Source organism: Siculibacillus lacustris, from assembly GCF_004328075.1.
GTDB lineage: Bacteria > Pseudomonadota > Alphaproteobacteria > Rhizobiales > Ancalomicrobiaceae > Siculibacillus > Siculibacillus lacustris.
On sequence record NZ_SJFN01000009.1, the window covers coordinates 95,632 to 107,346 of the forward strand.

At 68.9% G+C, this 11,715-nt stretch carries 12 protein-coding genes; all 12 read right to left on the reverse strand.

What is annotated here, in order from left to right:
- Window position 1: 1 nt before the first annotated feature.
- The 12 genes from EYW49_RS07815 to EYW49_RS07865 all read right to left on the reverse strand — a co-directional run bounded on the left by EYW49_RS07815 (window position 2) and on the right by EYW49_RS07865 (window position 11,703).
- On the reverse strand, window positions 2-811 hold the full coding sequence (locus EYW49_RS07815) for a substrate-binding domain-containing protein (protein WP_165498170.1): 810 nt from the start codon (window positions 809-811) through the stop codon (window positions 2-4).
- A 345-nt stretch (window positions 812-1,156) separates the two neighbouring features.
- On the reverse strand, window positions 1,157-1,543 hold the full coding sequence (nifW, locus tag EYW49_RS07820; protein WP_131307927.1) for a nitrogenase stabilizing/protective protein NifW: 387 nt from the start codon (window positions 1,541-1,543) through the stop codon (window positions 1,157-1,159).
- Window positions 1,544-1,568: 25 nt separating this feature from the next.
- Complete coding sequence (locus tag EYW49_RS22965) at window positions 1,569-1,727, reverse strand: hypothetical protein (RefSeq protein ID WP_165498171.1); 159 nt, start codon at window positions 1,725-1,727, stop codon at window positions 1,569-1,571.
- Between the two features lie 23 nt (window positions 1,728-1,750).
- Window positions 1,751-2,584: a serine O-acetyltransferase gene (cysE, locus tag EYW49_RS07825; RefSeq protein WP_131307929.1), complete on the reverse strand. Its 834-nt coding sequence runs from the start codon at window positions 2,582-2,584 to the stop codon at window positions 1,751-1,753.
- A gap of 23 nt (window positions 2,585-2,607) precedes the next feature.
- Entirely contained in the window at window positions 2,608-3,768 is a 1,161-nt protein-coding gene (nifV, locus tag EYW49_RS07830) for a homocitrate synthase (RefSeq protein ID WP_131307931.1), read from the reverse strand.
- An 18-nt stretch (window positions 3,769-3,786) separates the two neighbouring features.
- Window positions 3,787-4,992: a cysteine desulfurase NifS gene (gene nifS, locus EYW49_RS07835; protein ID WP_131307933.1), complete on the reverse strand. Its 1,206-nt coding sequence runs from the start codon at window positions 4,990-4,992 to the stop codon at window positions 3,787-3,789.
- A gap of 631 nt (window positions 4,993-5,623) precedes the next feature.
- Window positions 5,624-6,640 (reverse strand): Fe-S cluster assembly protein NifU, encoded by a 1,017-nt coding sequence (gene nifU / locus EYW49_RS07840; RefSeq protein WP_131307935.1) that lies wholly within the window; start codon window positions 6,638-6,640, stop codon window positions 5,624-5,626.
- Window positions 6,641-6,667: 27 nt separating this feature from the next.
- Window positions 6,668-6,988 carry a HesB/IscA family protein gene (locus EYW49_RS07845; protein WP_131307937.1) on the reverse strand — a complete coding sequence of 107 codons (321 nt, stop codon included), beginning with the start codon at window positions 6,986-6,988 and terminating at the stop codon, window positions 6,668-6,670.
- 262 nt (window positions 6,989-7,250) lie between these two features.
- Window positions 7,251-8,246 (reverse strand): methyl-accepting chemotaxis protein, encoded by a 996-nt coding sequence (locus tag EYW49_RS07850; protein WP_323052985.1) that lies wholly within the window; start codon window positions 8,244-8,246, stop codon window positions 7,251-7,253.
- Window positions 8,247-8,563: 317 nt separating this feature from the next.
- Complete coding sequence (gene lpdA, locus EYW49_RS07855) at window positions 8,564-9,976, reverse strand: dihydrolipoyl dehydrogenase (protein ID WP_131307941.1); 1,413 nt, start codon at window positions 9,974-9,976, stop codon at window positions 8,564-8,566.
- 30 nt (window positions 9,977-10,006) lie between these two features.
- Window positions 10,007-10,255 (reverse strand): hypothetical protein, encoded by a 249-nt coding sequence (locus EYW49_RS07860; protein WP_131307943.1) that lies wholly within the window; start codon window positions 10,253-10,255, stop codon window positions 10,007-10,009.
- A 56-nt stretch (window positions 10,256-10,311) separates the two neighbouring features.
- Window positions 10,312-11,703: a pyruvate dehydrogenase complex dihydrolipoamide acetyltransferase gene (locus EYW49_RS07865; protein WP_131307945.1), complete on the reverse strand. Its 1,392-nt coding sequence runs from the start codon at window positions 11,701-11,703 to the stop codon at window positions 10,312-10,314.
- Between the last annotated feature and the right edge of the window lie 12 nt (window positions 11,704-11,715).

Here is an 11,715-nt window from a genome sequence, read left to right on the forward strand (position 1 = left end):
TCTACCTGACCGGATCGATCCGAACGGTGGACGGAAGACAGCCCGCAGCCCGCAGCACCTCGGCTGCGGCGGCCGAGCCGGCGAATTCGACGAACCGTCGCGTGGTCGGCGACGCCGTCGCCGCGACGATGAACTGGAAGTCCTTCCCGTAAGGATAGCGACCCGACTCGAACGCCTCGAGGGTCGGCATCACCCCGTCGATGGAGAGGAACCGCAAGGCGCGGTTCTCGGTGCGGATCTGGGCGAGGCTGATCGCCGCGAGCGATCCCGGAATGGTCTCGGCGGCCGCGGCATTGTCCTGATCGGTGGCGGCGACCACCACTTCGGGACGGACGCGGACGCGGTCGATCGCTTCCGCCATGCCGGGGAAGAGACCGGCGAGCCGCGCCGTGTCGCTCTCGCTCTTCGGACGCAGCACCACCCGCACCGGCGCCCCGCTCGGCCAGATCGCCGTCGTCGAGGAGAAGAAGGCGGCGACGTCGCGAGATGCGAGGCCGCCGGGATCGCGCTCCGAACTCGCCAGCCCGAACGGCGAGCGCGCCAGGATCTCTCCGGTCAGCCCCTTGCCGATCTCCTCGACCCGCAGCAGGCGCCCGGAAACCGCCACATCGATCTCCCCGTCGGCGACCGCCGCGATCGCCCCGGTACTGCCGAGACTGGGAATGACCTCGAGGGTCGTCCCGGGTTCGCGCGCCGAGAAGGCGGCTCCGAGGCGTTTCAGGAGTTCGGTCGCCGCCCCGGTTCCGCCGGCCCGCACCGTCTCGGCGCGCACGTCGCAGGCGACGACGAGCCACAGCGCCGCAGCAGCCACGAAGAACTCTCGATACCTGACGTATGGTAATGTATTCATTCGCCACCCCGAGCCCATACGTATAGATTCTAGGGGATGAAGTGCAATATGCCCTTAACAATCGAATTGCATTCCGAGGATTTCATGCACGAGGAACGACGGCTGTGACGCCGATAATTCAAAAGAATGCTCCGGGCCGCAAATCGTCTTGAACCTTCAGGTGATACGAATTCAAATTGACGTTGCGTCAATTTGATTCCGATCGAGCGCGCAGCCGCGCGCCGGGCCGAGCGACCAGCCCCGGACGTGCCACGGCCGCCCGCGGTCTCCCGCGGACGGCCGTTCGATCGGACACGAAGTCGTCTTTCAACCCCGGGGCGGCAGCGGCGCCAGGATGTCGTCGAAGTCGACGAAGGCGGTGCCGGGCTTCACCGGCCGATCGGGATCGTTGTCCTTCAAGACCTTGAACACCCGCTCCTTGAGCGGCGACGACGTGACGAAGTCGTCGTAGGCGCGCTCGAGGTAGGAGCGGCAGCGCGCCGCGATCACCCGGTCGGGCAGACCGTCGAAGTCCTCGGTCGCCAGATATTGGCCCATCCGCTTCAGGACGTGCAGCCGCGCCGAGGCGAGCACCTTGGGGTCGTACTTGACCGACAGCGCGTCGAAGAAATCCTCGGCCGAAGACAGGGTCTTGAGGCGGGGCAGAATATCGACGACGTCGACCGGCTTGTCGTCGAGCGAACAGCTGGACATGGGGCTCTCCTCGGGGGCTCGGGGGTCAGGGGCGGGTGCGGGCGGTGGTGGACGACGGACCGAACCGGCGCGGCGGCTCGTGGATCGCCAGGATCTCGACATGGCAGCCCGCCGGGATCGGCGGCTCGCCACGCGGCCGGATGACCACGACGCAGCTCGGTTCGGAATGCGGGCAGGCGGACATGGGCGATCTCCTCGGGCTCGGGGTCAGTGGGGAACGGGCGGGGCCTCGCCGACCGCAGGCGTCTCGGCGGCGGGCGGGGTGTCGAAGCGGCGCGGCGGTTCGTGCACGGCGAGGATCTCGACATGGATCCCACCGCCGGCGGCCTTGCGGGTGGCGTGGTCGAAGCGCGCCTCGAGAAAGTCGATGCGGTCGATCAACGAGGCGAGTGCTTCCCCGACCGGATCGGGCATCAGATGATGTTCGAGGTCGATCCGCCCGCCGATGCGCCGCCGATCGGCCGGCGCCTTGACGATCCGGCCGGGAATGCCGACCACCGTCATCTCCGGCGGCACGTCTTCGATCACCACCGAATTGGCACCGATCCGCGCACCGCGCCCGACGGTGATCGGCCCGAGGATCTTGGCGCCGGCCCCCACCAGCACGCCGTCCTCGAGGGTCGGGTGACGTTTGCCCGGTCGCCACGACACGCCGCCGAGCGTCACGCCGTGATAGAGCGTGACGTCGTCGCCGATCACCGCGGTCTCGCCGACCACCACGCCGGCGCCGTGGTCGATGAAGAAGCGCCGCCCGACGGTGGCTCCGGGATGGATGTCGACATTGGTCAGGAACCGCCCGAGCCAGGCGGTGAAGCGCCCGGCGAAGCGATGGCCGCGCATCCACAGGCGATGGGCGAGGCGATGCCAGACGATGGCGTGGACCCCGGGATAGGTCAGGACGATCTCGAGGGTGAAGCGCGCCGCCGGATCGCGCGCCTTGACGCAGGCGACGTCCTCGCGCAGTTCCGCCCACAGCGTCGGGCGTCCTTTGGCCGGCACCGCAGCAGGGATCCCGGGCGAAGCGGCGGCGACGTCGGTCATGGGCTCCTCCTGCGGCAAAGGGGTCACGGGGCGGCGAACCGGCGGGCGAGCGACCGCGGTGCGGCCTCTTCGACCAGCCGGTCATGGAAATGGGCGAGCACGTCGATCGGCATCGTCCGCTTGTGACCGACCGCCCAGCCCTTCACCCGGTCGATCAGTTCGGCATAGACCCGGTCGTCGAGGTCGACACCGCGCGACGCCAGCGCGTGCGCAATCGCCGCGCGGCCGGAATGCTTGCCGATCGCGAAATCGTGGTCGCGGCCGAGGTCGCGCGGATCGAGGCCCTGATAGGTGTCGCGGTCGGTCAGGAGCCCGGCGACATGCAGGCCGGATTCGTGGGTGAACACCGCGCCGCCGATCACCGCCTTCTGCGGCGGGATCGGGCGGCCCGAGGCGGTCGCCACCACCGCGGCGAGATCGCACAGTTGGGTCGGGTCGATGCGCGAGCGATAGCCGAGCCGGTCGAGCGCCAGCACCATCTCCTCGAGCGCGGCATTGCCGGCCCGTTCGCCGATGCCGCCGACCGTCACCGAGACGTGGCGGGCGCCGGCCCGCACCGCGGCGAGCGCATTGGCGGTGGCGAGCCCGAGGTCGTCGTGGGTGTGGATCTCCAGCGGCAGATCGGTCGAGGCGACGAGACGGACGACGAGATCGTGGGTGGCGAAGGGGTCGAGGATGCCGACCGTGTCGGCGAGGCGGACGCGGAAGGCGCCGAGCCGCTCGACGGCCTCGATCACCCGGGCGAGATGGCCGAGATCGGCGCGGCTGGCATCCTCGCAGCCGATCGCCACCGCCATTCCCGCGTCGAGCGCCTTGGGCACCAGCCGTTCGATCCGCGCCAGAGCGGTCGCCCGATCGATGCCGAGCTTCGCCTTCAACTGGATGTCGGAGGCGGGGATCGACAGATTGACCGCGGCGACGCCCGCCGCCCGCGCCGCGGCGAGATCGGCGTCGGTCATCCGGCACCACGCCATCACCCGCAGCGGCAGATCGGCGGCGACGATCGCCCGGATCGCTTCGACCTCGTCCACGCCCATCACCGGCGTGCCGGCTTCGATCTCCGGCACCCCGGCCCGCGCCAGGGCCTCGGCGATCTCCACCTTCTCGTCGGTCGAGAAGGCGACGCCCGGCGCCTGCTCGCCGTCGCGCAGCGTGGTGTCGTTGAGGAAGACGCGATGGGCCACGGCGGATCCTTTCTCGCCTCAGGCGTAGACCGGATTGAAGGTCGCCGGCGCCTGGTCGGCGCCCTTCCAGAACGGCGACAGGGCACGCAGTTTCTCGATGATCGGCGGCATCACCTCGAGCACCCGATCGACGTCGGCGTCGGTGTTGTCGCGGCTGAACGAGAAGCGGATCGCCCCGTGCGCGGCGGTGTAGGGGATCTTCATGGCGCGCAGCACATGGGACGGCTCGAGCGACCCGGAGGTGCAGGCCGAGCCCGACGAGGCGGCGATGCCCTCGCGGTTCATGAGCAGCAGGATGCCTTCGCCCTCGATGTATTCGAAGGCGATGTTGGCGGTGTTGGGCAGGCGCTCGGCCGGGTTGCCGGTGACGAAGCAATTGGGGATGCGCTGGAGCAGGCCCTTCTCGAGCCGATCGCGAAGCCCCGCGACCCGGGTCTGTTCGTCTTCCATGTGGAGGAGCGCCAGTTCCGCGGCCTTGCCGAGACCGGCGATGCCGGGGGTGTTCTCGGTGCCGGCGCGCCGCCCGCGTTCCTGGTGGCCGCCCTTGAACAGCGAGCGGAAGCGCAGGCCCCGCTTGACGTAGAGCGCACCGATCCCCTTGGGGCCGTGCAGCTTGTGGCCGGACAGCGACAGCATGTCGATCGCCGTCGACTTCAGATCGATCGGGATCTTGCCGACCGCCTGGACCGCGTCGGTGTGGAACACCGCGCCGACCTCCTTGGCGAGCTCGGCGAGTTCGGCGACCGGAAAGATCGTGCCGGTCTCGTTGTTGGCCCACATGATCGAGACCACCGCGGTCTTCTCCGACAGCGCGGCGCGATAGGCCGCGATGTCGAGCAATCCGCGGCCGTCGACCGGGATGACGTGGACCTTGATCCCGCGGGTCTTCTCGAGATGGGCGCAGAGCGACAGCACGGCGGGATGTTCGACCGCCGAGGTGATGATCTCGCTGCGCTCGGGCGCGGCTTCGAGCGCCGACAGGATGGCCATGTTGTCGCTCTCGGTCCCGCCCGAGGTGAAGACGATCTCGTGATCGAACTCGGCGCCGACCAGCTTCTGGAGGGAGGCGCGGGCCGCCTTGACGGCGCCGCCGACCGACGCACCGAAGGCATGCATCGACGACGGATTGCCGAACTGCTCGGTGAAATAGGGCAGCATCGCCTGAACGACGGCCTCGTCGCAGCGCGTGGTGGCATTGTTGTCGAGATAGACGGGGGTGGTCATGGGGTTCTCCTCGAAAGTCTCGGCAAGGGGTGGTCGGTCTGCGAATGGTTCAGATGCGGCGCGGAGCCGATATGTTCGACGGGCCCTTCCACCTCGTCCCCTCCCCCCTCGAGGGGGAGGGACAGGGAGGGAGGGCGCGGCGGAGCGATCGAGTCCAGAGATCGGAAGCGGGCCCCTGCCCCCCCTCTCTGCCTCTCCCCCTCGAGGGGGGAGAGGACCCTGTGGCACCGACCTTCGGACCTCGAAGGCCGGACGAGGGGTTTCGCCCTCACTCCCGAGTCCTGCGTCCGTGGCGCCCCCTCATCCGCCCCTTCGGGGCACCTTCTCCCACGAGGGGAGAAGGGAAGAGGGCTGCCCGTGTCGCGTCTCTTCCAGGCGAGGGCGCCCGTTTTGTCGTCCCCGCCCGTCGAACGGGCGACGGCCTCCGTTTTGTCGTCCCCTCCCCCCTCGAGGGGGAGGGACAGGGAGGGGGGGCTCGGCGGAGCGATCCGACACCGGGTCAAAGGCGGGGCCCTACCCCCCCCTCTCTGTCTCTCCCCCTCGAGGGGGGAGAGGACCCTGTGGCACCGACCTTCGCGCCTCGAAGGGCGTCTCGGACGGGGAAGCCACCGGCGCCCCGCACGCCCTCCCCTCACTTCACCGGGATCACCCGCAGCGGCAGGCCGGTCTTGGCGATCAGCTTCTCCTGGACGCCGTTGACGGTCACCGAGGCCATCTGGCAGCCGACGCAGGCGCCGGCCAGCTTGACGATGACGTTGTTGCCGTCGACGTCGACCAACTCGCAGTCGCCGCCGTCCTGCTTGAGGAACGGCCGGATCTCCTCCAGCGTCTCCTCGATCAGACGGATCTTCTGCACCGTGGTCAGCCGCGCCACCGGCGCCGGCGCCTCCAGCACCGCGGTCGCGGCAGCGGCGGCCGGGGCCGGCACCGGAGCCAGGGTCTCGAACGCGATCAGCGGCTTGATGTCGAGCTTGGGCGGGGCCGGCGGGGCTTTCGGCCGCGCCTTCTGCTTGAGCGCCCGCGGATCGACCGAGCCGATGCGATAGGCCTCGTCGAAGGACAGCAGCCCTTCGGCCACCAGCTCCTCGTTGACCCGCGCCAGCACCGCCTCGATGCCCTCGAAACAGGTGAGGCAGCCGCCGCCGGCCTTGGTGAAGTTGGTGACCTGCTCGGGCGTGGTCAGCTTGTTGGCGCGCACCGCCCGCTCGATCATGCCCTCGTCGACGCCGAAGCACTTGCAGACCAGCCCGCCCTCTTCGTGGTCGTCGGACCAGGTCTCGCCGCGGAAATTGGCCACCGCCGCCTGCAGCGCCTCGTAGCCCATCACCGAGCAGTGCATCTTCTCCGGCGGCAGGCCGCCGAGGAAGTCGGCGATGTCCTGGTTGGAGATCTGCAGCGCCTCACCCAGCGTCTTGCCGACGATGATCTCGGTCAGTGCCGACGACGAAGCGATCGCCGAGCCGCAGCCGAAGGTCTGGAAGGTCGCCGCCTCGATCACTTCCGTTTCCGGATCGACCCGCATCATCAGCTTCAGCGCGTCGCCGCAGGAGATCGCCCCGACCTCGCCGACCGCGTTGGCGGTCTCCAGCACGCCGGCGTTCTTCGGATTGAAGAAGTAGTCCTTGACCTTGTCGGTGTAGTCCCACATGGGTCGCTCTCCCGAAATGCCGTCGGATCAACCGAAGGACTTGCCACACGAACACTTCGAGGCCGCGTTCGGGTTCTCGAACACGAAACCCGAGCTCTCCAGCCCGGTGACGAAGTCGACGGTCATGCCGGCGACCAGCGATTGGGAATTGGGGTCGACGTAGAGCTTGACGCCGCCCTGGTCGATCACGGCGTCGCCGTCGCGGGCGGTGCCCTCGAGGCCCATCATGTATTTGAAGCCGGCACAGCCCCCGGCCTCGACCATGATGCGCAGGCCCTCGGCGGGCACGGCGGCCCGGGACAGGGCGGTCTTGACGGCGGCGACGGCACTTTCGGTGAGTTGGATCATGGCCGAACCCTCGATCTCGAATGGTCTCGAGGGGAGCTCGCAAGGGCCGTGCCAAACCCTAGGTGCCCGACAAATCAGGGCTTTTTCGCAACTCGCCGTGTCCGGAATCCGACAACGGGGCTTTTGCGACATGTCGCCGAGGCGACAGGCGGGGGCTCGGCGGGTGGCTCCGCCGTGCCCGGCCCGGGCACGCGGTCGGGCGGCGAGGCCCTGCGACCTCGCCGTTCTCCGAACCCATGCCGGCCATCAAAGGTACCGTCGATCAGGCGGCGCGGCTCTGGGCGCGGGCGTCGGCCGCCTCGACGATCACCCCGTACCAGCCGAGCCCGCGATAGGTCTCGTAGCCGGGCGTGCGGTGGAAGGCGACCGACCCGCCGCGCGGATCGGTCTCGAAGCCCGACTCCCGGCCCTTGGGATCGAAGCCGACCTGCTCGGTGAGGATGCCGTGGCCATCGGAGGCGGCGATCACCCGGCGATTGCGGTCGACCAGCAGCACCCGGGTGCGCTCGCGCCGATCGGGGTCGATGCGCACGCCCTCGACGATGCCGCGCGCTTGGGCCTCCCAGTCGAAATGGATGGCGAGCAGGCCGATCGCCGCGCCGTCCGCGGCGCCGTCGACCCGCACCGGCGTGACGAAGGTCGCGACCTGGGCATGACCGAGCAGGTCTTCGCGGGCGATGTCCTCGGCGTGGAAGTCGTCGCCGGTGGCGAGCCCGCGGCCGGCGCGCCACCAGCCGCGGTCGGCGACCGAATGGCCGGCCACCGCCCAGCGCTCGGGCCGGCCGCTGGCGATCACCCGGCCCGCGGCGTCGATCAGCCAGATGTCGAGATAGACGGTGTAGGCGCGCAGGATCACCGCGAGGCGCTCGCTGGCATGGGCGCACAGATCCGGCGTCGGATCAGCGGCGGCGTCGACCACGGCGCTGTCGGTCGCCCACCAGCGGACGTCGCAGCTGCGCTCATAGAGATTGCGGTCGACCAGTTCGACGGCGTTCAGCGCCTGATCGACCATGCGCGTGCCGTGCGCCGAACGCGCCATGTCGCGCGCCATGCCCGACAGCCGTTCGATTTCGCCGCCGAGTTCGGCTTCGAGCCCGACCGCCATGGCGTCGACCTCTTCGGAGATGCCGCGCACCTCCTGGCTGACCACGGCGAAGCCGCGCCCCATTTCGCCGGCCCGCGCCGCTTCGATCAGGGCGTTGAGCGCCAGGATCTTCATCCGCCGGGTGATCGCCCGGATCTCCCCGACCTTCTTCATCGTCACGTCCCGCGCCCCATGGGCCCGGTCGACGATGTCACCGATCTTGGCACTCCCCCGGACGTCGTCCGTCGCAGCCGAACCTCGCATCCGCACTCTCCCGTAGAATTTTGCCCATTTGAGGCGATCATCCCGGGGTCAGGGTTAAACATGCCCTAAGGGCAGCACGCGGAATCTCGTATAAATTGGATCTGCTCAAACTTTCCGCAAAATCGACCCTTCGGAATACACCTGCCGGCGCCGACGCAAAGACGCGACAGCCCGCCGGAGCGGGTGCTCGGGCGGGCCGGATCGATCTTCGGAGCAGAGGAACCGCGTCACATGTGGATGGCGCGGCCTTCGGAATCGAGCACCGCCTCGTGCATCATCTCCGACAGCGTCGGATGCGGGAACACCGTGTGGATCAGATCTTCCTCGGTGGTCTCGAGGTTCATCGCCACCACGTAACCCTGGATCAGCTCGGTGACGTCGGCGCCGATCATGTGGGCGCCGAGCAGCCGCCCGGTCTTCTTGTCGAAGATCACCTTGATCAGGCCTTCCGGCTCGCCCATGGCGATCGCCTTGCCGTTGCCGATGAACGAGAAGCGACCGACCTTGACCTGGAAACCGGCGGCCTTGGCCTTGGCTTCGGTATAGCCGACCGAGGCGACCTGAGGCTGCGAGTAGGTGCAGGCCGGAATCTTGGTCTTGTCCATCGGATGGGGATGTTTGTCGGCGATCGCCTCGACGCAGATGATGCCCTCGTGTTCGCCCTTGTGGGCGAGCATCGGCGGCCCGGCGACGTCGCCGACCGCGTAGATCCCGGCGACCGACGAGCGCCCGAACGGATCGGCGACCACGCAGCCGCGCTCGGTCTTCACCCCGACCCGTTCCAAACCGAGGTTCTCGACGTTGCCGACGACGCCGACCGCCGAGATCACCCGATCGACGATGATCTGCCGCTGCACGCCGTTCTTGTCCTCGAGCGTCGCGGTGACGCTGTCGGCGTGACGGACCAGACCGACCACCTTGGTCTCGGTGTGGATGTGCAGGCCGAGCTTGGCGAAGCTCTTCTGCGCATAGGCCGAGATCTCGGCGTCCTCGACCGGCAACACCCGATCGAGCACCTCGACCACCGTCACCTCGACGCCGAGCGCGTTGTAGAACGAGGCGAATTCGATGCCGATCGCCCCCGACCCGACCACCAGCATCGACTTCGGCAGGCTCTTCGGGGTCATCGCGTCGAAATAGGTCCACACCAGCTTGCCGTCGGGCTCGAGCCCGGGCAGCACCCGCGGCCGGGCGCCGGTCGCCAGAATGATGTGGGCGGCCCGGTAGTCGCCGCCGCCGAGCGCGCCCTTGGGCGGATTTTCGGTGGCGGTGACGGTCAGCGCGCCGGGCGTGGTCAGCTGCGCGCGGCCCCAGATCACGTCGACCTTGTTCTTCTTCAGGAGGAAGCCGACGCCGGTGTTGAGCTGCTGCGACACGCCGCGCGAGCGCTTGACGATCGCCGCGAGATCGAAGCTCGGGTTCTCGACCGACAGGCCGAAGGCCGAGGCGTGCTTCATGAACTGGTAGATCTCGGCCGAGCGCAGCAGCGCCTTGGTCGGGATGCAGCCCCAGTTGAGGCAGATGCCGCCGAGGTGCTTGGGCTCGACGATGGCCGTCTTGAAGCCGAGCTGGGCGGCGCGGATCGCAGTGACGTAGCCGGCCGGACCGGCCCCGATCACGATGACGTCGTAGGTGGACATGAAAGACCTCGCTTCGTCGAAGTCCCGCTCTCAGGAACGAGATTCGAGCACCGCGAGCCGCTTCTTCAGGTCGGTGATCTCGGTCTGGATCGCCTGAATGTCGGCCCGATTTTCGCCATGGAGACCGACCGTGAACGTGACGTAGCCCTTGACCTGCTCGAGGATCTCGCGCTGGTCTCGCACATCGCCCTTCAGTTCGGTGACATCCGCTCTCACTTTGCCGACATCCGCCTGGATGCGCTGAAGGATCGGCAGAACGACGTCCGAGATCTCCGACATGCTGGTCTCCTCATGTCCGACCACCGATGATGACGCCAGACTGCCGATCCGGCAACTCACACCAGCATCGACATCGGCTTCTCGATCAGATCCTTGAACGCGCCGATCAGTTGCGCCCCGAGTGCGCCGTCGACCGCGCGATGGTCGGTCGACAGCGTCACGGTCATCTGAGTCGCGACCGCCGGCACCCCGTCCTTGACCACCACCCGCTTCTCGCCGGCGCCGACCGCCAGGATGGTGGCGTGCGGCGGGTTGATGATCGCCGCGAACTCCTTGATCCCGAACATGCCGAGGTTGGACACCGCGGTCGATCCGCCCTGATACTCCTCGGGCTTCAGCTTGCGCGCCTTGGCGCGCGCCGCGTAGTCCTTCATCTCCGCCGAGATCGTCGACAGGGTCTTGGTGTCGGCCTTGCGGATCACCGGGGTGATCAGGCCGCCGGGGATCGACACCGCGACGCCGACGTCGGCGTGATGGTGCTTGAGCATCGCCGCTTCCGTCCAGGTGACGTTGGCGTCCGGCACCCGGATCAGCGCCAGCGCCAGCGCCTTGATGACGAAGTCGTTGACCGACAGCTTGAAGGCCGGCTTGCCGTCGAGGCGCGGCGCGCCGCCGTTGATCTGCTCGCGCAGGGCCAACAGCGGGTCGAGATCGACGTCGAGCGAGAGGTAGAAGTGCGGCACGGTCAGCTTGGATTCCATCAGCCGCTTGGCGATGGTCTTGCGCATCCCGTCGTGCGGCACGCTCTCGTAGGAGCCGGCCTCGAACATCCGGGCGATCACGTCGTCGGCCATGCCGGTCGGCAGACCCACGACCGGCTTCGAAGCCGGAGCGAACGCGGCGACCGGGGCCGGCGCGGCGGCGGCGATCGGGGCGGCGGCGGAGGCCGCGGCAGGGGTGCCGCCGGCCGCCACCGCGGCGTCGACGTCGGCGACCACGATGCGGCCGCGCGGACCCGAGCCCGAGATCTTGGAAAGGTCGATGCCCTTCTCGCGGGCGATCCGCCGGGCGAGCGGCGAGGCCACCACCCGTTCGCCGGACGCCGCCGGAGCGGCCGGCGCGGCAGCAGCCGGTGCGGCGACCGGAGCGGGCGCTGCCGCCACCGCAGCCTGCGGGGCGGCGGGTGCCGCGGCGGGCGCCGGCGTTGCGGCTGCGGCCGGCGCGGTCGCCTTGGGCGCGGCGGCCGGAGCCGCGGAGGCGTCTTCACCTTCGGCGGCGATCACCGCGATCGGCGTGTTGACCGCCACGTCCTGGGTACCGGCCGGCACCAGGATCGCCGAGAGGATCCCCTCGTCGACGGCTTCCACTTCCATGGTCGCCTTGTCGGTCTCGATCTCGCACAGCACGTCGCCGGACTTGACGGTATCGCCGACGGCCTTCAGCCACTTGGCGAGGTTGCCCTTCTCCATGGTCGGCGAAAGGGCGGGCATCAGGATGTTGGTGGGCATGGGTCCCCCCGG